Raw genomic sequence first — 20,715 nt, 5'->3', positions numbered from 1 at the left:
TGTGAGAGGTATGTGCTTTTTGTTACTACCTGTAATGCAAACAGCTGTTGCTACGGTATTTTGATTGGGAAAAGAGGAAAGATAATGGTGCGGATTACGGGCTAGAAAGCCGTGGTTTGTTGCCTAGATGTGACAACCGAGAGAAATACCAAGCGCTGAATTTCAGGCAATAAAAAAGCCCAACCCGAAGGTTGAGCTTTTGCACACAGTTTCCAGAATAAATTCTGAAGCGTAAAATTAACGCTTAGAGAACTGTGGACGACGACGTGCTTTACGTAGACCAACTTTCTTACGCTCAACTTTACGTGCGTCACGAGTTACGTAACCCGCTGCGCGTAGTGCTGGACGTAGAGTCTCATCGTATTCCATAAGTGCACGAGTGATACCGTGACGGATAGCGCCTGATTGACCAGTGATACCACCACCTTTAACAGTGATGTATAGATCTAGTTTCTCAATCATTTCAACTAGCTCAAGTGGCTGACGAACAACCATGCGAGCAGTTTCGCGACCGAAGTATTCTTCGATGCTGCGCTTGTTGATTACGATGTTACCAGTACCCGGTTTAATGAAAACGCGAGCAGCTGAGCTTTTGCGGCGACCAGTGCCGTAGTATTGATTCTCTGCCATTGTCATCTTCCCCAATTAGATGTCTAGAACTTTAGGCTGTTGTGCAGCGTGGTTGTGCTCAGTACCCGCGTAAACTTTCAGCTTACGGTACATAGCACGGCCTAGAGGACCTTTAGGAAGCATGCCTTTAACAGCAGTCTCGATAATCATTTCTGGTTTCTTATCAAGAAGCTTGTCGAAGCTGATAGACTTCAGACCACCGATGTAGCCAGTGTGGTGGTGGTACATCTTGTCAGTGCGCTTAGCACCAGTTACTGCAACTTTTTCAGCGTTGATAACTACGATGTAGTCACCAGTGTCAACGTGCGGAGTGTACTCCGGCTTGTGCTTACCACGTAGACGAGATGCGATTTCAGTTGCTAGACGACCAAGAGTTTTACCTTCAGCGTCAACAACATACCAGTCACGTTTTACAGTTTCTGGTTTAGCAACGAAAGTTTTCATGCTAATTCTTACCCAAAATTAAATAGTTTCACTTCATAGGAGCATAATGCTCCCTCTGTACAGAGCCCTCTCATCACCCCTTCGAGTGGTTGGCACTCCCGGCTTTTGCCGTTACAGGTACGGTGGGTCGCAAGATTATAGGGAAGGGTGGAGAAAAAATCACCTTTTTTTGAAAAAAAATTGCGATTTTTTCTCTGGAGCGGTTTAAGGCCCAAAACAGCAGGTTATCAACCTCTAATTTGGGCGGTTTTCCCATCACAGATGGCTGGCCCAGTACACGTTGCGTTATGGAATATGCGGGCTAGCCAGGTAGCCGTGGCTCTGCATTTCTATAAGCCTAGAGCAACAGCGCTTGAACTCGAAAGCCAGCCTTTCGCCCTGGTAAAGCTGTGCCAGTTCGACTTCAGCCGAGATGATCAGTTTGACATTGCGCTCGTAAAATTCATCCACTAATGCGATAAAGCGCCTTGCGGCATCACTGTCATCCTCTTGCATCTGGACGACCTGTGACAACAGGACGGTATGGTAGATCTGCGACAGCTCCATATAATCACTTTGGCTGCGGGCTGTTTGGCACAGGGTGGCAAAATCAAAATGGATCACCCCCTCCCCTTCATGCCGGATAGGCAAGGTCCTGTTGTTGATTTCTATCGAGCCGCCCTCGCGTTGTTCGCCGGCAGCCAGTTGCTGGAAATAGTGCAGCATATTCTGCTCAGCCTGAGCATCCAGCGGATAATGATAGATTTCGGCCTGTTCAAGTGTACGCAGGCGGTAATCTACCCCCGAGTCGACATTGACCACTTCGCAGTGGGTGTTGATAAGGTCAATGGCCGGCAGGAAGCGCGCCCGTTGTAGGCCATTGCGGTACAACTCGTCCGGTGGAATATTCGAAGTAGCCACTAAGGTGATCCCCCGGCGGAACAGAGCCTCGAACAAGGTGCCAAGGATCATGGCATCGGTAATGTCCGACACAAAGAACTCATCGAAGCAGATAATATCGGTCTCGGCAGCAAACCGCTCAGCCACGGTTTCCAGCGGATCACTTTGCTGCTCTAACTGCTTCATTTCCTGATGCACCCGGTGCATGAACCGATGGAAATGGACCCGCATTTTGCGCTCTGTCGGCAAGCAGTCAAAAAAGGTATCGACCAAATAGGTCTTGCCTCGCCCCACCCCACCCCAGAAATAGAGGCCTTTTACCGGCGCCAGTGGCTCAGCCGAGCGGCGCATCAAGCGGTCAACCCAACTCCGGGCTACTTCGGGCTTCGGGGCTTGAAGCCGGTGATACAAATCATCAAGATGGCCGACAGCCGCAGCCTGGGCTGGATCGGCAGCGAAATCACTGCGCTGAAGGTCTTGTTGATATTTTTGTTGTGGGGTCATCCTTGTAAAGCCCAAACTGTCATTCTCCGTATGCGAGATAGTACCATGCTGCTTCATGTACATGTATAGTATCTAGACAAGTTGATGCGCAGATGAAGTTGTCGTGCTATTCAGCACCAATTAAATCTCGATGTTATACAACAGGCATGATGATGTACGTACACCACTCCCCCGGCAGGTAAGCCTGCCCGTGGTACGTTATCCCCCTGTCCCTATATAAGAGAAGAGCAAAAGGAGTTTTTCATGGCTTGGATTTATGCGCTGCTGATTTTCATTGCCGGTGCCATTGTTGGTGCCTTTGCCACGAGGCTGAGCAATAAAGGCTTGAAACAGCAAAAAGAACTGAAAAAAGAGCTGGATAAATCAAAATACGAACTTGAGCAATTCCGTCAGGAGTTGGTCGATCACTTTGCCCAGAGCTCAGAACTTCTGGACAACATCGCCAAAGATTACAGCAAGCTGTACGAGCACATGGCGAAAACCTCAACCGAACTGATGCCAAACCTACCAGAGCAAGACAACCCGTTTGCCCACCGTATTAGCACACTGGAAGCGGTAAAAGACGTCAAGGAAAACAAGGACGAGCAACCTCGCGATTACGCCAACGGTGCTACCGGCCTGCTAAAGGACCAAAAACCTGAAGTGGTCGCCGAAGAGCCGAAGCCTGCCGCTGAAGAGTCAAAGGCAAGCTAAAATTCTTAGGAACTAAACACCGGATTTCAAGTCTGAGATTAAGCAGCCATATCAGTACACTAGGATCTATGGCCGCGATTGGACTTGGAAACCGGAGTTTAGTAATAATGAAAAAAACTTTACTTGTTTTAAGTGCCCTGACTATCGGCATCAGCTCAGTTATTACCCCTGTGACGGCAACCGCCGCCCTTCCCCAATCAGTCAGCAACCAACAGGTTCCCAGCTTGGCTCCGATGCTAGAGCAGGTAACGCCCGCTGTCGTCAGTATTGCCGTTGAAGGTAAACAAGTATCCAGGCAACGCTTACCAGAAACATTCCGCTTCTTTTTCGGTCCCGACTTCCCTGAAGAGCAAATGCGAGAGCGCCCGTTCCGCGGCCTGGGCTCAGGGGTAATTGTCGATGCCGACAAGGGCTATATCGTCACCAACCACCACGTCATCGGTGGCGCGGATAAAATCATGGTCCAGCTGCATGATGGCCGTGAAGTCACTGCCGAGCTGATTGGTAGCGACGAGATGTCTGATATCGCCCTGCTCAAACTCAAGGACGCCAGCGACCTGACCGAAATCAAATTGGCCGACTCAGACAAGCTACGTGTCGGTGATTTTGCAGTGGCCATCGGTAACCCATTTGGCCTGGGCCAGACTGTCACCTCCGGGATCATTTCAGCCCTTGGCCGCAGCGGCCTAAATATCGAGAACTTCGAAAACTTTATCCAGACCGATGCTGCTATTAACAGCGGTAACTCCGGCGGTGCACTGGTCAACCTCAATGGTGAGCTCGTCGGTATCAACACAGCAATCCTTGGCCCTAACGGCGGTAACGTCGGCATCGGCTTTGCGATTCCGGTCAATATGGTGAAGAACCTGACCGAGCAGATCATTGAGTTCGGTGAGGTCAAACGCGGTATCCTCGGAGTACAAGGTGGTGAGCTCACTTCTGAATTGGCTGAAGCGTTCGGCTACGAAACCAACCATGGTGCCTTTATCAACCAGGTAATGCCTGATTCTGCCGCCGAAAAAGCAGGCCTGAAGGCCGGTGATATTATTGTGTCGGTCAATGGCAAACAGATCCGCACCTTCGGTGAGCTGAGAGCGAAAATCGCTACCCTTGGCGCAGGCAAAGATGTATCCCTAGGTATTGTCCGTGACGGAAAGGAAATGGATGTCACTGCCAAACTGCAGGAAGCCACGGTTAACAAGGTGAAAGCCGAGAGTATGCACGAAGGCCTTGCCGGTGCCGAATTTGCCAACACAACCTCGAAGGACGGTGCCAAAGGCGTCAAGGTCACCAGTCTGCAGGAGAACTCCGAAGCTGCCCGTTATGGCTTGCGCGAAGGCGATATCATTCAGGGTGTTAACCGCCAGCCAATCCGAAACCTCGGAGAGTTGAGAAAAGCGCTGGATAAAAAGCCTAGCGTGCTGGCCCTCGAAGTGAAACGAGACAACAGCGTCCTTTACCTCATTATCCGTTAAGCCGCTCCCCGGCAGTCGGCCAACACCGGCTGCCATCCCCTCTCCCCACATCAGCTGCCGCAGGCATATTGCGGTTATGCTTTCGCTACATTATTCAATAAAATACACAGCCAACATTTGGTATCTTGTCTAAGGTAATGGTACCCTCTTCGGTTATTATCAGTAGTTTATTCATTCAAGGGAGCACACATGCTGGCTTTTTTGGCTAGATCCACGTTGCTTGGTGTCATTACGGCCACCGCCCTGCTACTGATCTTCCCTGATCTCCGGACCCAAATGCTTGATACACCTCAGGTATTGGCTCCAGTTGAAGTAAATCAGACCCAAGTCTCTTTCAACTACGCAGTACGCCGTGCCTCTCCAGCGGTGGTGAATATCTACAATCGTCGCTATAACGCCGAAGACCGTCTACAACTCAGTACCCAGGGCCTAGGCTCCGGCGTGATCATGAGTGACAAGGGCTATATCGTTACCAATTACCACGTTGTCGCCGAAGCCGATCAGGTCATCGTTGCCTTGCAAGACGGTCGCATCCTTACCGCCCAATTAATTGGTAAAGACCAACGGACCGACCTCGCAGTATTGAAGATCCAAGCCGAAAACCTACCTGTGATCCCCACAAGCCCAGACTACCGTCCAGCCGTTGGCGACGTTGTGCTAGCAATAGGTAACCCTTACAACCTTGGGCAGACAACAACTTACGGTATTATCTCGGCCACCGGCCGTTCAGGCATGAGTTTTTACGGCAGGCAGGACTTCCTGCAGACCGATGCGGCAATCAATGAAGGTAATTCCGGTGGTGCCTTGGTCAACACCCGTGGTGAATTGGTCGGGATCAATACCGCCTCTTTCCAGCAGGCCACCGATATTGAAACCTACGGTATTTCTTTTGCAATCCCTTATGAACTGACCCGCAAGATCATGGACAAGCTGATTGCCGACGGACGCGTGATCCGTGGTTATATCGGTTTGGAAGCGCGGGATATCAACCCGGTCATGGCAAGGCTTTACGATGCTGAACAGATCAGTGGGATCATTGTCATGGGCATGGATCCGAATGGGCCCGCCGCCAAAGCCGGCTTCAAGGTACAGGATATCCTGATCGAGATTGACGGCAAGCGGGTCACCGACCGCCGCAACGTACTGGATATCGTCACCGAGCTTCGCCCGGGAACCGAAGTGGTAATGAAGGTCCTGCGCAACGGCCAACCAACCGACCTAACAGTCCAGATTGGCGATGAGCCGAATGGGTACTGAGCCGGAGGCTCAGGCTCTGGGTCCTCGGCTCGGGGCTATGGGAAAAGCTAACAAAGCCAGGAGCTAAATCATTGTCATGCTCTTCGGCTCTTCCCAGCGCCTAGGGCCCGCTTTTCCTAGGGCCATATTCTTTCCTCTCAATAAAAAAATCCCCAGCTAAGGCCGGGGATTTTTTACATATTCAGTTCAAGCAAAATAGCTTTTACTCGCTAAAGCGCTCGATGTTCATGCCTAGGGCGCTGAACTTGTCTTCGATGTGCTCGTAGCCACGGTCGATGTGGTAGATGCGATCAACGATCGTTTCGCCTTTGGCAATGCTGCCGGCGATGACCAAACTAGCAGACGCACGAAGGTCTGTTGCCATTACCTGTGCACCGCTCAAACCATCGGTATCACCACAAATTACTGTGTTACCTTCGATTTCAGCACGGGCGCCCATACGGATCAGCTCAGGAATGTGCATGAAACGGTTTTCGAAGATAGTTTCGGTAATGATACCTGTACCTTTGGCGATCAGGTTCAGTAGCGAGAACTGGGCCTGCATATCGGTTGGGAAACCAGGGTGCGGAGCAGTACGGATATTTACCGCCTTCAACTCACGATCAGTCATGTCCAAGCTGATCCAATCGTCACCGGTTTCAATCTTGGCACCGGCTTCTTCTAGTTTTGCCAACGCTGCTTCTAGCAGTGATGGACGGGTGTGGCGACACATGATCTTACCGCCAGATACCGCTGCTGCGACAAGGAAAGTACCGGTTTCGATACGGTCAGCAACTACTTCATGGTAACCACCGCCCAAACGCTCAACACCTTCGATAGTGATGGTATCAGTACCTGCACCAGTGATTTTCGCACCTAGGGTGTTAAGGAAATCCGCTGTATCGACGATTTCTGGCTCACGGGCCGCATTCTCGATCACAGTTGTGCCTTCAGCCAATGTTGCTGCAGACATGATAGTTACTGTCGCACCCACGCTGACTTTATCCATAACGATGTGGGCACCTTTAAGGCGGCCATCAACCGTCGCTTTGACGTAGCCTTCTTCCAAGGTGATTTCCGCACCTAGCTGCTCAAGGCCGTGAATATGCAAGTCAACTGGACGGGCACCAATCGCACAGCCGCCTGGTAGTGATACCTGGCCCTGGCCAAAGCGCGCTACCAATGGACCCAAAGCCCAAATAGACGCACGCATGGTTTTTACCAAATCATACGGCGCACAGAATTCGTTAACTGGACCTGCATCTACGTATACTGAACCGTTGCGCGATACCTTGGCACCCAGGCGGCTCAATAGCTCCATGGTTGTGTCGATATCACGTAGCTTTGGTACATTCGCCACTTCTACCGGCTCTTCGGCCAGCAAGGCTGCGAACAAAATAGGCAATGCTGCATTTTTAGCACCAGAAATGGAGACTTCGCCACTTAATGGGCCACCGCCCTGGATTCGAAACTTCTGCATCATTAACCTCTTAAGACAGCGACATCAATTTTTTGTCACGTGCCCACTCTTCCGGTGTGTACGTCTTGATGCTCAACGCATGAATTTCATTCGCTGCGATCTGTCCCATCAGCGGGCCGTAAATAGCCTGCTGTTTCTTCACACGGTTCATACCTTCGAACATGGCGCCAACCGCAATCACTTCGTAGTGGCTGCCGTCGCTCTTGACGATCACTTCGTCAAGTTCCAGAGCATTTTCTAGAATTTCTTTAATTTCAGAGATTTCCACAAGCTATCCTCTTTCGCAGCTCACTCGATGCAAGCTGCTAACATTGACTCAACGTGACTCAGACGAAGCAGCGTGACTAGCTGCTCTGGCACATTCAATATTTTCAGCTCAGACCCATTCTGTCTCAGCTGTTGGTATACGTGTAGCAACATCACCATACCGGCAGAATCGATACGCCCGACTGAGGCCAGGTCCAACTTGACCTGGCTATCCTTCGGCATCCATTCATGGCGTTGCTGCCAAAAAGTTGGAACTGTGTCACGTTCCAATGCCCCTGACAAGCAGTAAAGACCATTTTCCTGAGCTTGCCACTCAATCTTTTGCTTAGTCATTGTTTTCTGGCTCACGGCGAATTGGCTTGGCGGCCAATCGCTTCAGATCCTGGGTCACAGCGTCTATACCTTGGTTACGCAGCTGGCCGCTCCACTCGCTCTGCTTGGTCGAGATCATGCTGACCCCTTCGGCCACCATATCGAAACCCTGCCACTCACCCGTCTTCTTGTTCTTGCGTAGCTTGAAATCCAAACGGATAGGTGGGCGTTTGCTGTCGACGATATCAACCCGAACAGACACCACGCTACGATCAGCAGGAATCGATTTTGGCGATTCAATTTCAATATCCTGATCGGTGTACTGGGTCAGTACCTGGGCATAAGACGCCACTAGGTAATCGGTAAATGCTGCCACGAAATCATTACGCTGCTGAGCGGTCGTTTTCTTCAGTTGCGGCCCCAACACCTTATAAGCGGCATAGCGGGTATTGATGTAAGGCAACAACTCCTGCTGCACGACGGTACGCAAGCGCTCAGGGTTTTGCTGGATCAATCCCTGCTCGGACTTCAGGCGGGAAAAGGTCTTCTGCGAAACCTGATCCATCATAGTATAGGGGTTGGTCTTATCAACCAGCGCTGCCTGTGATACCAACGGCAGGCAGACAAACATCATAAGTACATAGCGAAACCATTTCATAATTGTGCTCTCTTAGTTACTGTCTCCGCCGATGCTGTACAGCACCTGGCCAATCATATCTTCCAATACTAGTGCAGACTTGGTGTCCTCAAGTAGATCACCGTCTCCCAACATTTCAATGTCTTCATCAACAAAGCCTGGGGAAATGCCCAGATACTGCTCACCCAACAGGCCAGAGGTAAGAATGGCTGCCGAACTGGTTTCTGGGAAATAGCCATACTTCTTCTCGATTGACAGTGTTACCACTGGGACATACGTTTCTGTATCCAAGGTAATGTTGGTGATTTTACCAACGGTTACGCCACCTACCTTGATCGGTGAGCGCACTTTCAGGCCACCAATATTGTCGAAATGGGCCTTAAGGGTATAAGTCTCCGAGCCACCTAAATTCTGGACATCGGCAACTTTGAAGATCAAGACCAGCAGGGCAGCAAGGCCAGCCAATACAAAGCTGCCTACCCATAATTCTAGTTTTTTCGTTTGCTGCATCAGTTAATTCCTGTTGTATTACCGCATTGCGGCTTTATCAGTTGCCAAACATCAGGGCCGTAAGGACAAAATCCAGTCCCAATACAGCCAGTGACGAATTCACTACGGTACGTGTGGTTGCGCGGCTGATCCCCTCGGATGTCGGCACCGCATCGTAACCATTGAAAACCGCAATCCATGTGACGGTAATTGCGAAAACGACAGATTTGATTATGCTGTTGCCGATGTCGTAGCCAAGGTCGACTGAAGACTGCATCACTGACCAGAAACTGCCGTGATCGATCCCTTTCCACTCGACACCCACCAGCTCGCCACCCCAAATACCTACGGCACAGAACAGCATCGCCAGCAATGGCATTGAAATCACGCCGGCCCAGAAGCGCGGGGCAATAACCTGACGCAGCGGGTCTACCGCCATCATTTCCATGCTCGACAATTGCTCGGTGGTTTTCATCAAACCAATTTCAGCCGTCAGTGCCGAGCCTGCTCGGCCAGCAAATAGCAAAGCGGTCACCACTGGCCCTAACTCCCGTAACAGGGACAAGGCAACCATTTGGCCCAAGCTGGTTTCAGCCCCGAAATCCACCAGCACAATGTAGCCCTGCAAGCTAAGCACCATGCCGATAAACAGCCCAGAGACCAATATAATAGCAACTGACAAGACACCGACATTGTAGAGTTGGCGTACCAGTAACGGAAACATCTTGCCAGGCTGTGGCCGACTGACCAAGGCGCCAAATAGCACAAGGGTCGCCCGCCCCATCGTCTGGAAAACATCCAGCGCCCGACGCCCTTGTCGGGAAATAAATTCAGTCATCATGCACTGCGCTCCTTACCGTCAAGCGCAAACAATTCCTGCTCCATCGGCTCTGCAGGGAATCGAAACGGTACCGGCCCATCGGCATCGCCATCGAGGAACTGACGGATACGCGGGTCAGGGTTATCTAGCAGTTGCTGTGGTGTCCCCTGGCCGATAATCTTACTGCCAGAAAGAATGTAGACATAGTCAGCAATACTCATCACCTCCGGCACATCGTGAGAGACAATCACTGACGTCGTACCCAGAGCCTGATTAAGATCACGGATCAGCTTAACCAGTACCCCCATAGTGATCGGATCTTGGCCAACGAAAGGCTCGTCGTACAAGATCAAATCAGGGTCCAAGGCAATCGCACGAGCGAGCGCAGCTCGGCGGGCCATACCACCCGACAACTCACTCGGCATGAGTTGCGCAGCCCCCCGGAGCCCAACAGCTTCGAGCTTGAGTAGCACAAGGGTACGCAATAAGTCTTCGGGAAGTTGGGTATGCTCACGGAGCGGAAATGCGACATTGTCAAACACTGTCATATCGGTGAACAAGGCGCCGGATTGGAAAAGCATGCTCATTTTCTTGCGGGCCAGATACAGTTCACTGCGGCTCAATACTGGAATATTCCAGCCTTCAAACCAGATATCACCGCTATCAGGCAAGATCTGGCCGCCGATTAACCGTAGCAAGGTGGTTTTGCCTATTCCCGACGGCCCCATAATCGCTGTCACTTTGCCCTTGGGCACATCCAACGAAACATCGTCAAAGATTTTCCGTTCACCACGGGAGAAGGTCATTTGCCGGATAGAAACCAGCGCCTCTGTCTGCTCCATAGTTACCTTATTATGGCTGTCCTGCCAGTCCAAAAGTCGGCCTGCTAAAATAACAAGCGACATTATATGAATAGAATTAATTAGTTATCTTTATGTCTTTGATGATAGGTAGATAATACTACCAACTCAAGAGATGAACTGTAAGAAGTCTGTGATTTATTAGTCAGTAAAATGAAAACAATGCTCCTCTTCCCCCTGTATAAGGCTCGAAAAAAGTCGTCTGTCACTCCCAACTCCCAACACAATTGTGATTTCACCTCCCCACCATATTTAGCAATGGTCCCAAGCTATTAAAAAAGCACAGGCAATAAGTAATTTCTCACCCCTTTTGCTTTCTTTTTCATGGCTGAACCGTCAAAATTAGTCTCTTATTATTAATCACCCCAATTGGATCGCTGCCGCTTTATCGGCATGCTGTCGTGATTCAATCCAGCACATTTTTACAAAAGGGATAACAATGCTCGAAGCCATCGTGTTTCTCTGTATCGGCCTGACCTTACTGGTATGGAGCGCAGATCGACTTGTTTATGGCGCTGCGGCGCTTGCGAAAAATCTTGGTGTCACCCCGCTGGTCATTGGTATGACCATCCTCGCTATGGGCTCTTCGGCGCCTGAAATGATGGTGTCAGCCACCGCTGCCCTAGATGGCAAAACAGACACCGCAGTCGGCAATGTGCTGGGTTCAAATATCGCCAATATTGCCCTTATCCTAGGTATCACTGCGCTGATAAAACCCCTTTCAATCAGCTCTGAGATTATCCGCCGCGAACTGCCGCTAATGATGGGCGTCACCTTGATTGCCGGCGTCCTGCTGTGGGATAGCCACCTAGGTTTCTTTGAAGGTGTGCTGCTCGTCGTGCTGTTCGTTGCCTTTTTGCTGGCAATGCTGAGAATCAGCCGCAATGCCAAAGCCACTGGCGGTGATCCTCTGGTTGAAGAGCAAGAATCAGATATCCCCGACGGTGTCAGCAACCCGAAAGCGGTTATGTGGACACTTATCGGTTTGGTGCTACTGCCTTATGCTGCCAGCATGCTGGTTGATTCTGCGGTAACCATTGCCAAATACTTCGGTATGAGCGATCTGGTGATTGGCCTAACCATTATTGCGATTGGTACCAGCCTGCCCGAACTCGCGGCCTCTGTTGCCAGCCTGTTCAAAGGCGAAGATGACATGGCAGTTGGTAATATTATCGGCTCCAATGTCTTCAATATCCTGGCTGTTATGGGGATCCCGGGCCTGCTAAACCCATCGACCCTAAGCCCACTGGCAATGGGACGCGATTACTATGTCATGCTGGGTGTATCTGTATTGCTAGTTTTGATGGCACTTGGAAAGCGCCGCCGAATCAACCGTGTAGAAGGTTTGATCCTATTGGTGACCTTTATCGCCTATCAAGGTTATCTGTTTTATAATCTGGCCGCCTAACGGAGAGAATTATTATGTCTACAGCGTTTGATTATTGCGAAATCGGCCGAAAAGTTATTGAAATTGAAGCAGAAGCGCTTCATGGCCTGACCCATTACATCAATGGCAGCTTCACTCAGGCTTGCCAGCTCATTCATGAATGTAACGGCAAAGTCATCGTGATGGGGATGGGGAAGTCGGGCCATATCGGTAACAAGATTGCCGCAACCTTGGCCAGCACCGGCACACCAGCCTTCTTTGTTCACCCTGGCGAGGCCAGCCATGGTGATTTAGGCATGATAGAAAAAGGCGATGTGGTTCTGGCAATTTCTAACTCAGGAGAAGCATCGGAGGTTCTGACCTTGCTTCCTGTGATCAAACGCTTGGGTATCCCATTGATCAGCATGACGGGCAAGCCAGAATCCAGCATGGCACAGCTGTCTCAGATCCACTTGCAGATCACTGTCAACAAAGAAGCCTGTCCGCTGAACCTCGCGCCAACGTCCAGCACGACAGCGACCCTAGCAATGGGCGATGCCCTTGCAATAGCCCTTATGGAGGCGCGTGGCTTTACCGCTGATGACTTTGCCCTCTCCCATCCAGGTGGTGCGCTGGGCCGCAAGCTGCTACTCCGTATCAGCGATATCATGCACACGGGCGAACGCCTTCCATTGGTTGGCGAAGAAGCGCTGATCAAAGATGCCTTGCTCGAAGTCTCTCGCAAAGGCTTGGGAATGACAGCTATCATTGATAAAGACCAACAACTACTTGGTATCTTTACCGATGGTGACCTGCGCCGCTTACTGGATAACCGCGTAGACATTCATTCGACAACCATTGGTGCGGTGATGACCCGTAACCCAGCGACCATTAGTGCCGACGTACTGGCAGCTGAAGGACTGAAGTTACTGGAAGATCGCAAGATTAGCGGACTACTGGTTACCGACAATGGCAAGCTTGTCGGTGCGCTAAATATGCATGATCTATTAAAAGCGGGAGTGATGTAATGCAAATCGAAACGCTTTATGGCCCAGTTAGCCAAGCTATATTCTCCCGTGCCCGTACTATCCAGCTACTGATCTGTGATGTCGACGGTGTCTTTTCCGACGGCCGCATCTACATGGGCAATGATGGCGAGGAGCTGAAGACCTTCCATACCCGTGATGGCTATGGCATCAAATCCCTAATGGGTGCCGGCATCGAGGTCGCCATCATTACTGGCCGCAAATCAGCAATTGTCGAAAACCGTATGTCCGCCCTGGGTATCAAACATGTTTACCAGGGACAGGACAACAAGCTAGCGGCTTATGAAGACATCATGGCCAACCTGGGTATCTCCCCTGAGCACACCGCCTACATTGGCGATGACCTGATCGACTGGCCGGTAATGGAAAAAATCGGCCTGTCCGTGTGCGTTGCCGACGGGCACCCCCTACTGGCTCAACGTGCAGACTTTGTCACCCGTATCCAAGGCGGTTTCGGTGCCGTGCGCGAAGTGTGTGATCTGATCCTTGAAGCCCGAGGGGAATTAGATAAACATAAAGGCTTAAGTATATGACCTTAAAGCGGCTATTCTATGCACTACTCATTGTTTTTTGTGCATGGACAGGCTATTACCTGCTGGAAAAACACTGGGCTGAAGATGTCCAGGTTGCTCCGGATGCAGAGAAACCAATCTTTACCGGTAAGTCCGTTGTCAATACGGCCTACAATGAATCAGGGCTGCGCAGCTATCAGATAGATGCTGATTACCTAGAGCATTTTAGCCAGAGCGGTAATACGGACTTTGTTGAACCGGTCTTGTGGGTATACAAAGACGGCAGCGAGACTGAATGGCGGATCAGTTCCAATGAAGCGCGTTTGGACAAAGACCATATCCTGCAGATGACAGGTAATGTGCGTATCTTCAACTTGCTTCCAGAGTCCGCGGTACGCGTTATCCAGACCGATACATTGCGTTTGGATTTAATCAGCAAGGATTTTGACACACAGGATCATGTCATTATTACCGGTGATGCCTTCCAAAACGAAGGGATCGGCATGAAAGGCAACATGGACCGTAACATCGCCACCTTATTGAATAATGTAAAAGGTAGATATGAAGCGCTATAAATTAACCACCCTGCTCTGCCTGTGCCTGAGCACAGCCAGCTGGGCACTGAGTAATGACACTGAGCAGCCTATCTATATCGACTCAGATAACCAGGAGTTGGACATTCAGAAGAATGTCGTCACCTTCACCGGCAATGTCATCCTGCGCCAAGGCAGTATCGATATCCGAGCCGACAAAGTCGTTGTCACCCGCCCTGGCGGCGAGGAAGGTAAAGAGACCATCGATGCCTATGGTAATCCAGCCACCTTCCATCAGGTCATGGATGACGGCAAACCTATTGACGGCGCAGCCAAGAAAATGCGTTACGAAACGGCTACTGAGTTCCTCAAGATGACCGAGGATGCCGTTCTGATCCAAGAAGGCAGCGAAATCAAAGGTAATGTGATCAGCTACCGTATCGACCAGCAAAAACTGGTGGCAGAAAGCGGCAAGAAGCAGCGCGTTACCACGATCCTCCAGCCTAACCAGCTAAACAACGACAAGAAGTAACCACGCATGGCAACCTTAAAAGCACAGCATTTGGCCAAAAGCTATAATGGCCGCAAAGTGGTTTCTGATGTCAGCCTTCAAGTTGAGTCGGGCAAGATTGTCGGCCTGCTTGGCCCCAACGGTGCCGGTAAGACCACCTCTTTCTACATGATTGTTGGTCTTGTCGCCCGCGATGAAGGGGTTATCACCATTGATGATACCGACATCAGTTTGCAGCCTATGCACAACCGTTCGCGCATGGGTATCGGCTACCTGCCGCAGGAAGCCTCTATTTTCCGCAAACTCTCGGTGCACGATAACCTGATGGCGGTCCTGCAGACCCGTAAAGAGCTAACCAAGCTTGAGCGCCAGGAAAAACTGGAAGAATTGTTGGATGAATTCAACATACAGCACATTCGTAACAGCTTAGGTATGGCACTATCAGGGGGTGAACGACGCCGGGTAGAAATCGCTCGCGCGCTAGCCGCAAACCCAAAATTCATCCTACTGGATGAACCTTTTGCCGGCGTTGACCCTATATCCGTGATCGATATCAAGAAAATCATAGAACATTTGCGCGATCGTGGGCTTGGCGTACTGATCACCGATCATAATGTTAGGGAAACGCTGGATGTCTGTGAGCAAGCCTACATCGTCAGCCAGGGGCAATTAATCGCCCATGGTACGCCATCAGAAGTACTCAATGATGAACATGTAAAACGAGTCTATCTGGGTGACCAGTTCCGTCTATAGTTAATTTATAGATGCTTCATGGAAGTCTACGCGGAAGCAGGGGATTTGATCACCATTTAGGGTACTAGGCAGCAAGAACCAGCGATAAAAATAAGGTACGTACAATAATATGAAAACCTCGCTCCAGCTTAAACTTGGTCAACAATTGGCAATGACGCCACAGCTTCAGCAAGCTATCCGCTTGTTGCAGCTATCTACCCTGGATTTACAACAAGAAATCCAGGAAGCATTGGATGCAAACCCATTACTCGAGCTGGAAGAAGGGACCCCTGAAGCCACCAACAGCGAAGACGAAAGCAACTCAGCAACAGCTGAAGCCAGCGATAGCGGCAATGACGACGGCCTGTCCGAAGTCGCCGACAGCGAAGCTTTCGATACGTCCGATGCCATCGAGCAACAGGAAATGCCAGAAGATCTCCCAGTCGATACGACCTGGGATGATGTCTACAGTGCCAGCACGGGCAATACCGGTATCGCGCTAGATGATGACATGCCGGTTTACCAAGGTGAAACCACCGAAAGCCTGCAGGATTACCTAATGTGGCAGGTCGAACTAACTCCTTTTAGTGAAACTGACCGTACTATTGCCACGGCGATCATTGATGCCATCGACGAGAAAGGTTACCTAACCTGCTCAGCCGAAGACATCCTTGAAAGCCTGGGCGATGACGAAGTCGAGCTCGACGAAGTTGAAGCCGTACTTAAACGGATCCAGCAGTTCGACCCGCTCGGGGTGGCCTCACGCAACTTGCAGGAATGCCTCTTGCTCCAACTTGCAACCTTCCAACCCGATACGCCTTGGCTTCCAGAAGCCCGGATGCTGCTGACCGATTATATCGACCTGCTGGCCAACCGTGATTACCGCCAGTTAATGCGTGACACCAAGCTCAAAGAGCCTGAACTCAAGCAGGTGATGCAACTGATCCACGGCCTTGACCCTCGACCGGGTAACCGCGTGGTTGCTTCCGACACTGAGTACGTGGTGCCGGATGTGTCGGTATTCAAAGATCATGGCAAGTGGGTCGTGACCATCAATCCAGATAGCGTGCCGCGTATTAAGGTCAACGAGCAATATGCAGCCCTTAGCAAAAATACCCGTAACTCGGCCGACAGCCAATTTATCCGTACCCATTTGCAAGATGCCAAATGGCTGATCAAGAGCCTAGAAAGCCGCAACGAAACCTTATTGAAGGTCGCCCGCTGCATTGTCGAGCACCAACAGGACTTCTTCGAATATGGCGAGGAAGCCATGAAGCCTATGGTACTTAACGACATCGCCCTGGCGGTCGACATGCATGAGTCCACCATCTCACGCGTTACAACGCAGAAATACATGCATACACCGCGTGGGATTTTTGAACTGAAATACTTCTTCTCCAGTCACGTCAGCACCGACAACGGTGGCGAGTGTTCATCCACCGCTATCCGGGCCTTGGTGAAAAAGCTGGTTGCCGCCGAAAACCAGGCCAAACCGCTGAGTGACAGCAAGATAGCGACATTACTGGCGGAACAAGGGATCATGGTAGCAAGACGGACCATTGCCAAATACCGTGAATCGCTGGGTATCCCGCCGTCCAATCAGCGAAAACGTCTGCTCTAACAGACGCCACAAGAAGGAAGTTGTCTATGCAAATCAATCTTACTGGCCACCATGTTGAAATCACCCCATCCATGCGTGAGTACGTGGAGACGAAGTTCGATAAGCTGGAGCGGTTTTTCGATAAGATCAATAATGTTCAAGTCATTCTGAACGTGGAAAAGCTACAGCAAGTGGCTGAAGCAACGTTGCATATTAACGCTGGAGAAATCCACGCCAAAGCGGATTCGGAAAATATGTATGCCGCTATTGATGCATTAACTGATAAACTGGTGCGTCAACTTAACAAACACAAAGATAAGCTCAAAAGCCACTGAATCATGCAACTGAGTAATGTATTGAGCCTGGACTGCACGAAAAGTGCAGTCCCTTGCTCCAGTAAAAAACGTGCCTTGGAAATCATCAGCGAAGTCGCTGCCAAGCACCTAGACCAAAACCCCCAGCCGTTGTTCGAGTGTATGCTCAACCGCGAAAAAATGGGCAGCACCGGGATCGGCAACGGTATCGCTATCCCTCACGGTCGAATCAGCAGCAGTGATCAAGCAATCGCCGTCCTGATCCAATGTCAGGACCCGATTCAGTTTGATGCTATCGACAATCAACCCGTCGACCTTCTGTTTGCCTTGCTGGTACCCGACGAACAGTGCCAACAGCACCTCAAAACCCTCTCTAGCATGGCTGAAAAGCTCAGCAACAAGCAGGTTTGTAAGCAACTACGTACCGCAAAAAGCGACGAAGAGCTTTATCAAATACTCACCTGTGATTCATAATGACCTTCAACCACCCATGAATGTTAAGGACAGCTAGCCATGATGTTAATGGTCGTAAGCGGACGCTCGGGCTCAGGTAAATCTATTGCCCTGCGAGTATTAGAAGATCTGGGCTACTACTGTGTTGATAACCTGCCGGTCAACCTGCTTCCTCAATTTATCGAGACCCAGCAAGGTAACCAGCAAAATATTGCCGTCAGTATTGATGTGCGCAATATGCCGGAAGATCCCGAGGAAATCAGCCATACCCTGGACACCCTTGGTGACGATGTCGACGTCAATGTGATTTACCTTGACGCCGATGACAAAACCCTGGTCAAGCGCTATAGCGAAACCCGCCGCCTACACCCACTTTCTCGACATGGCATGACGCTCGAGCAGGCAATCTTGTCCGAGAGTACCCAGTTGTCTAGCTTAAAAGCCCGGGCAGATCTGGTGATTGATACCACCACCAAGTCGATTCATGACCTGAGTGAAACGGTTCGTTCACGAGTACTTGGCCGCGACGCCCGCGAGCTGATCATGGTGTTCGAGTCATTTGGTTTCAAACACGGCCTACCGAATGATGCTGACTATGTCTTTGACGTCCGTTTCCTGCCTAACCCTCATTGGATCCCAGAGCTCAAGCCCCTGACCGGCCTAGATCAGGAAGTCAAAGACTACCTCTCTGGCCATGCTGAAGTCAGCCAGCTTATCTACCAGATACGCAACTTCATCGAGACTTGGCTACCGATGCTGGAAAAGAACAACCGCAGTTACCTCACGGTGGCGATCGGCTGTACCGGAGGTCAACACCGTTCGGTCTACATTACCCAGCAACTGGCAGAGTACTTCCGCTATGAGGGACACCAAGTCCAGGTTAGGCACCGTACTCTGGAAACTACAAAGTCATGACCATTTTCTCGCGTGAGCTGTTTATCAAAAATCGCCTGGGTCTCCATGCCCGGGCAGCCATTAAACTGGTTGAGCTGGCGCAGAGCTTTGAATCCTGCATCACCATCAGCAATGGCGAGAAGAGTGCCACCGCAGACAGTGTGATGGGACTTTTGATGCTTGAGTCGGCCCAAGGCCAGCAAGTATTAGTTTGTGCAGAGGGTGGCGATGCCGAGCAAGCCCTCAATGCGGTCAGCGAGCTCATCGAAGCTGGCTTTGACGAAGAAAGCTAGTCACAGGCCGAACTCCCCCTACCCGCCGTTCTCCGGGCAGGCATTTCTTCAATAATTCATCAATTCCTCTCACTTCTGGTGAGACAACACCCTAACGATTGCGTTAAAATTCAATTTATTGCGCTGATATACCGTCCACCTGTCCACCATTCGCATTCAGGACACTGGGGTATTTCACATCAGAGTCATTTGGGGTACTGCAAACAATGGCCGATGTCATCGATCAAGATCAAACTCATCAAACGCTGCAAGAAGTTAACCAAGCGCTTGAAAACGGCATGTTTGTCCATGTCCGCCGTATGCTTCAGGATATGGAGCCGGAAGATATTGCCCACCTGCTAGAAGCTTCTCCCCCCAAAGAACGTCAAGTACTTTGGCAGTTAACCGATCCTGAAGAGCAGGGCGAGATCCTCGACGAGCTATCAGAAGACGTTAAAGACGGCATTGTTGCCCAGATGGCACCGGACAAACTGGCAGCGGTGACCGAAGGCATGGAAACCGATGACGTTGCCTACGTCCTGCGTAGCCTGCCTGATAGCAAGTACCAAGAGGTACTTGCCCAGATGGATGCCACCGATAGGCACCGGGTCGAGAAAGCTCTGGCCTACCCGGAGGAAACTGCCGGCGGGATCATGAGCACCGACTTTATCACCATCCGGGGTGATGTCACTGCAGATGTGGTACTGCGTTACCTGCGGATGAAAGGTGAATTGCCAGAAGCGACGGATGCCCTGTATGTAGTCGATCAGAACGAAAAGCTTATCGGCCACCTGTCATTAGCCACCCTGATCACCACCCAACCGGATACCGAAATCCATGATGTGATGGATGATGCCGACGAGGCTATTCCGTTTGATATGGATGATGGTGAAGTCGCTAACCTATTCGAACGCCGTAACTGGCTCTCGGCCCCGGTGGTTGATGCCGACGACCAACTGGTCGGCCGTATCACCATCGATGACGTGGTTGATATTATCCGTGAAGATGCCGAGCACTCGATGATGAGTATGGCCGGTATGGATGACGATGAAGATACCTTTGCCCCTGTAGTCAAATCAGCCAAACGACGTAGCATCTGGCTTGGGGTCAACGTGCTCGCGGCACTGGCCGCCGCATCGGTCTCCAACCTATTCGAAGACACGCTGGAGCAAATGGCGGCGATTGCTATCCTGATGACGATTGTCCCATCAATGGGTGGTGTTGCCGGTAACCAGACAGTCGCCCTAGTGATCCGTGGTTTGGCCGTAGGCCATATCGGTGAGACCAATACCCGCTGGCTGTTGAGTAAAGAAGCACGGGTAGGCCTACTAAACGGTGTGCTGTGGGCCGCTATTATCGGTGGAGTTGTCGTGCTGTGGAAAGGTAACCTGTTACTCGGGGCGATTATCGCCGGGGCTATGCTGACCAACCTACTGGTTGCCGGAGTTGCCGGGGTATGTATCCCGATCATGCTCAAGAAGATGAACATCGACCCGGCGCTGGCGGGCGGTATGGCCCTGACCACCATTACCGACATTGTCGGCCTTTCGGTCTTCCTTGGCTTAGCGACCCTCTTTCTTGTCTAAACACTTTGTAAGCGGCTAGCCCGAACGACAACCATTAAAAAAGCGAGAGGTGAAAGCCTCTCGCTTGTTTTTGGGTCCTGGGTCCTGGGTCCTGGGTCCTGGGTTGATATGACCCCCGTAAAGTAGACACGGGGGTTAATTTCTCAGTTCGTACATCATGGGACTCAGTC

General features: G+C 50.9%; 25 protein-coding genes. 15 read left to right on the top strand and 10 right to left on the bottom strand.

Annotation, left to right across the window (positions count from 1 at the left end):
• Positions 1-237 precede the first annotated feature (237 nt).
• From rpsI to zapE, 3 genes are all read right to left on the bottom strand, one after another.
• The gene (rpsI, locus tag BIZ37_RS07770; RefSeq protein ID WP_107300020.1) at positions 238-630 is read right to left on the bottom strand and encodes a 30S ribosomal protein S9; all 393 of its coding nucleotides are present in this window, start codon (positions 628-630) and stop codon (positions 238-240) included.
• 15 nt (positions 631-645) lie between these two features.
• Positions 646-1,074: a 50S ribosomal protein L13 gene (gene rplM, locus BIZ37_RS07765; RefSeq protein ID WP_107300019.1), complete on the bottom strand. Its 429-nt coding sequence runs from the start codon at positions 1,072-1,074 to the stop codon at positions 646-648.
• Between the two features lie 285 nt (positions 1,075-1,359).
• A complete protein-coding gene (zapE, locus tag BIZ37_RS07760) occupies positions 1,360-2,457 on the bottom strand; it encodes a cell division protein ZapE (RefSeq protein ID WP_187461063.1) in 1,098 nt (365 codons plus the stop codon).
• 243 nt (positions 2,458-2,700) lie between these two features.
• On the opposite strand from zapE, the gene zapG reads away from it, so the two are divergent.
• The 3 genes from zapG (at position 2,701) to degS (ending at position 5,882) form a co-directional block, all read left to right on the top strand.
• Positions 2,701-3,150 (top strand): Z-ring associated protein ZapG, encoded by a 450-nt coding sequence (zapG, locus tag BIZ37_RS07755; protein ID WP_187461037.1) that lies wholly within the window; start codon positions 2,701-2,703, stop codon positions 3,148-3,150.
• Between the two features lie 107 nt (positions 3,151-3,257).
• A complete protein-coding gene (locus BIZ37_RS07750) occupies positions 3,258-4,625 on the top strand; it encodes a Do family serine endopeptidase (RefSeq protein ID WP_187461036.1) in 1,368 nt (455 codons plus the stop codon).
• 189 nt (positions 4,626-4,814) lie between these two features.
• A complete protein-coding gene (degS, locus tag BIZ37_RS07745; RefSeq protein ID WP_107300016.1) occupies positions 4,815-5,882 on the top strand; it encodes an outer membrane-stress sensor serine endopeptidase DegS in 1,068 nt (355 codons plus the stop codon).
• 202 nt (positions 5,883-6,084) lie between these two features.
• Here the strand turns inward: degS and murA are convergent, their stop codons facing one another.
• From murA to mlaF, 7 genes are read right to left on the bottom strand one after another with little or no spacing between them, the layout of a single operon-like run.
• Positions 6,085-7,341: a UDP-N-acetylglucosamine 1-carboxyvinyltransferase gene (gene murA / locus BIZ37_RS07740; protein WP_187461062.1), complete on the bottom strand. Its 1,257-nt coding sequence runs from the start codon at positions 7,339-7,341 to the stop codon at positions 6,085-6,087.
• 10 nt (positions 7,342-7,351) lie between these two features.
• On the bottom strand, positions 7,352-7,609 hold the full coding sequence (gene ibaG, locus BIZ37_RS07735) for a BolA family iron metabolism protein IbaG (RefSeq protein ID WP_107300014.1): 258 nt from the start codon (positions 7,607-7,609) through the stop codon (positions 7,352-7,354).
• Positions 7,610-7,629: 20 nt separating this feature from the next.
• Positions 7,630-7,941, bottom strand: coding sequence for a lipid asymmetry maintenance protein MlaB (locus tag BIZ37_RS07730; RefSeq protein ID WP_187461035.1), 312 nt, complete (start codon positions 7,939-7,941; stop codon positions 7,630-7,632).
• Entirely contained in the window at positions 7,934-8,578 is a 645-nt protein-coding gene (gene mlaC, locus BIZ37_RS07725; protein WP_187461034.1) for a phospholipid-binding protein MlaC, read from the bottom strand. The genes BIZ37_RS07730 and mlaC overlap by 8 nt, the downstream gene beginning before the upstream one ends.
• Before the next feature lie 12 nt (positions 8,579-8,590).
• Positions 8,591-9,067, bottom strand: a complete 477-nt coding sequence (mlaD, locus tag BIZ37_RS07720; RefSeq protein WP_107300011.1) for an outer membrane lipid asymmetry maintenance protein MlaD — start codon at positions 9,065-9,067, stop codon at positions 8,591-8,593.
• Between the two features lie 37 nt (positions 9,068-9,104).
• A complete protein-coding gene (gene mlaE, locus BIZ37_RS07715) occupies positions 9,105-9,887 on the bottom strand; it encodes a lipid asymmetry maintenance ABC transporter permease subunit MlaE (RefSeq protein ID WP_370577320.1) in 783 nt (260 codons plus the stop codon).
• Positions 9,884-10,708 (bottom strand): phospholipid ABC transporter ATP-binding protein MlaF, encoded by an 825-nt coding sequence (gene mlaF, locus BIZ37_RS07710; protein ID WP_187461033.1) that lies wholly within the window; start codon positions 10,706-10,708, stop codon positions 9,884-9,886. Before mlaF ends, mlaE begins: the two co-directional genes overlap by 4 nt.
• 457 nt (positions 10,709-11,165) lie before the next feature.
• Here mlaF and BIZ37_RS07705 point away from each other — a divergent pair, with 457 nt between their 5' ends.
• From BIZ37_RS07705 to mgtE, 12 genes are all read left to right on the top strand, one after another.
• Positions 11,166-12,134, top strand: a complete 969-nt coding sequence (locus BIZ37_RS07705) for a calcium/sodium antiporter (RefSeq protein ID WP_187461032.1) — start codon at positions 11,166-11,168, stop codon at positions 12,132-12,134.
• 14 nt (positions 12,135-12,148) lie between these two features.
• A complete protein-coding gene (locus BIZ37_RS07700) occupies positions 12,149-13,120 on the top strand; it encodes a KpsF/GutQ family sugar-phosphate isomerase (protein ID WP_187461031.1) in 972 nt (323 codons plus the stop codon).
• Positions 13,120-13,671 carry a 3-deoxy-manno-octulosonate-8-phosphatase KdsC gene (kdsC, locus tag BIZ37_RS07695; protein ID WP_187461030.1) on the top strand — a complete coding sequence of 184 codons (552 nt, stop codon included), beginning with the start codon at positions 13,120-13,122 and terminating at the stop codon, positions 13,669-13,671. Before BIZ37_RS07700 ends, kdsC begins: the two co-directional genes overlap by 1 nt.
• A complete protein-coding gene (gene lptC / locus BIZ37_RS07690; RefSeq protein ID WP_187461029.1) occupies positions 13,668-14,225 on the top strand; it encodes an LPS export ABC transporter periplasmic protein LptC in 558 nt (185 codons plus the stop codon). Before kdsC ends, lptC begins: the two co-directional genes overlap by 4 nt.
• The gene (gene lptA / locus BIZ37_RS07685) at positions 14,212-14,715 is read left to right on the top strand and encodes a lipopolysaccharide transport periplasmic protein LptA (RefSeq protein WP_187461028.1); all 504 of its coding nucleotides are present in this window, start codon (positions 14,212-14,214) and stop codon (positions 14,713-14,715) included. The genes lptC and lptA overlap by 14 nt, the downstream gene beginning before the upstream one ends.
• Positions 14,716-14,721: 6 nt before the next feature.
• Positions 14,722-15,447 (top strand): LPS export ABC transporter ATP-binding protein, encoded by a 726-nt coding sequence (gene lptB / locus BIZ37_RS07680; RefSeq protein ID WP_107300003.1) that lies wholly within the window; start codon positions 14,722-14,724, stop codon positions 15,445-15,447.
• A 109-nt stretch (positions 15,448-15,556) separates the two neighbouring features.
• Entirely contained in the window at positions 15,557-17,047 is a 1,491-nt protein-coding gene (locus BIZ37_RS07675; RefSeq protein ID WP_187461027.1) for an RNA polymerase factor sigma-54, read from the top strand.
• Between the two features lie 26 nt (positions 17,048-17,073).
• A complete protein-coding gene (gene hpf, locus BIZ37_RS07670; RefSeq protein WP_107300001.1) occupies positions 17,074-17,361 on the top strand; it encodes a ribosome hibernation promoting factor in 288 nt (95 codons plus the stop codon).
• Positions 17,362-17,364: 3 nt separating this feature from the next.
• Positions 17,365-17,814: a PTS IIA-like nitrogen regulatory protein PtsN gene (gene ptsN, locus BIZ37_RS07665; protein ID WP_107300000.1), complete on the top strand. Its 450-nt coding sequence runs from the start codon at positions 17,365-17,367 to the stop codon at positions 17,812-17,814.
• Between the two features lie 39 nt (positions 17,815-17,853).
• Positions 17,854-18,708: an RNase adapter RapZ gene (gene rapZ / locus BIZ37_RS07660; protein ID WP_187461026.1), complete on the top strand. Its 855-nt coding sequence runs from the start codon at positions 17,854-17,856 to the stop codon at positions 18,706-18,708.
• Positions 18,705-18,980, top strand: a complete 276-nt coding sequence (locus BIZ37_RS07655; RefSeq protein WP_187461025.1) for an HPr family phosphocarrier protein — start codon at positions 18,705-18,707, stop codon at positions 18,978-18,980. Before rapZ ends, BIZ37_RS07655 begins: the two co-directional genes overlap by 4 nt.
• Before the next feature lie 206 nt (positions 18,981-19,186).
• A complete protein-coding gene (mgtE, locus tag BIZ37_RS07650; protein ID WP_187461024.1) occupies positions 19,187-20,545 on the top strand; it encodes a magnesium transporter in 1,359 nt (452 codons plus the stop codon).
• The last annotated feature ends 170 nt before the right edge of the window (positions 20,546-20,715 follow it).

The sequence above is a fragment of the Photobacterium sp. BZF1 genome, assembly GCF_014349205.1.
GTDB lineage: Bacteria > Pseudomonadota > Gammaproteobacteria > Enterobacterales > Vibrionaceae > Photobacterium.
This window is presented reverse-complemented; position numbering and strand designations above follow the sequence as displayed.

Bases quoted from the DNA above. Each gene is read 5' to 3' on its own strand.
- rpsI (WP_107300020.1), bottom strand. From the start codon at position 630: ATGGCAGAGAATCAATACTACGGCACTGGTCGCCGCAAAAGCTCAGCT.
- rplM (WP_107300019.1), bottom strand. From the start codon at position 1,074: ATGAAAACTTTCGTTGCTAAACCAGAAACTGTAAAACGTGACTGGTAT.
- zapE (WP_187461063.1), bottom strand. From the start codon at position 2,457: ATGACCCCACAACAAAAATATCAACAAGACCTTCAGCGCAGTGATTTC.
- zapG (WP_187461037.1), top strand. From the start codon at position 2,701: ATGGCTTGGATTTATGCGCTGCTGATTTTCATTGCCGGTGCCATTGTT.
- BIZ37_RS07750 (WP_187461036.1), top strand. From the start codon at position 3,258: ATGAAAAAAACTTTACTTGTTTTAAGTGCCCTGACTATCGGCATCAGC.
- degS (WP_107300016.1), top strand. From the start codon at position 4,815: ATGCTGGCTTTTTTGGCTAGATCCACGTTGCTTGGTGTCATTACGGCC.
- murA (WP_187461062.1), bottom strand. From the start codon at position 7,341: ATGCAGAAGTTTCGAATCCAGGGCGGTGGCCCATTAAGTGGCGAAGTC.
- BIZ37_RS07730 (WP_187461035.1), bottom strand. From the start codon at position 7,941: ATGACTAAGCAAAAGATTGAGTGGCAAGCTCAGGAAAATGGTCTTTAC.
- mlaC (WP_187461034.1), bottom strand. From the start codon at position 8,578: ATGAAATGGTTTCGCTATGTACTTATGATGTTTGTCTGCCTGCCGTTG.
- mlaD (WP_107300011.1), bottom strand. From the start codon at position 9,067: ATGCAGCAAACGAAAAAACTAGAATTATGGGTAGGCAGCTTTGTATTG.
- mlaE (WP_370577320.1), bottom strand. From the start codon at position 9,887: ATGATGACTGAATTTATTTCCCGACAAGGGCGTCGGGCGCTGGATGTT.
- mlaF (WP_187461033.1), bottom strand. From the start codon at position 10,708: ATGGAGCAGACAGAGGCGCTGGTTTCTATCCGGCAAATGACCTTCTCC.
- BIZ37_RS07705 (WP_187461032.1), top strand. From the start codon at position 11,166: ATGCTCGAAGCCATCGTGTTTCTCTGTATCGGCCTGACCTTACTGGTA.
- BIZ37_RS07700 (WP_187461031.1), top strand. From the start codon at position 12,149: ATGTCTACAGCGTTTGATTATTGCGAAATCGGCCGAAAAGTTATTGAA.
- kdsC (WP_187461030.1), top strand. From the start codon at position 13,120: ATGCAAATCGAAACGCTTTATGGCCCAGTTAGCCAAGCTATATTCTCC.
- lptC (WP_187461029.1), top strand. From the start codon at position 13,668: ATGACCTTAAAGCGGCTATTCTATGCACTACTCATTGTTTTTTGTGCA.
- lptA (WP_187461028.1), top strand. From the start codon at position 14,212: ATGAAGCGCTATAAATTAACCACCCTGCTCTGCCTGTGCCTGAGCACA.
- lptB (WP_107300003.1), top strand. From the start codon at position 14,722: ATGGCAACCTTAAAAGCACAGCATTTGGCCAAAAGCTATAATGGCCGC.
- BIZ37_RS07675 (WP_187461027.1), top strand. From the start codon at position 15,557: ATGAAAACCTCGCTCCAGCTTAAACTTGGTCAACAATTGGCAATGACG.
- hpf (WP_107300001.1), top strand. From the start codon at position 17,074: ATGCAAATCAATCTTACTGGCCACCATGTTGAAATCACCCCATCCATG.
- ptsN (WP_107300000.1), top strand. From the start codon at position 17,365: ATGCAACTGAGTAATGTATTGAGCCTGGACTGCACGAAAAGTGCAGTC.
- rapZ (WP_187461026.1), top strand. From the start codon at position 17,854: ATGATGTTAATGGTCGTAAGCGGACGCTCGGGCTCAGGTAAATCTATT.
- BIZ37_RS07655 (WP_187461025.1), top strand. From the start codon at position 18,705: ATGACCATTTTCTCGCGTGAGCTGTTTATCAAAAATCGCCTGGGTCTC.
- mgtE (WP_187461024.1), top strand. From the start codon at position 19,187: ATGGCCGATGTCATCGATCAAGATCAAACTCATCAAACGCTGCAAGAA.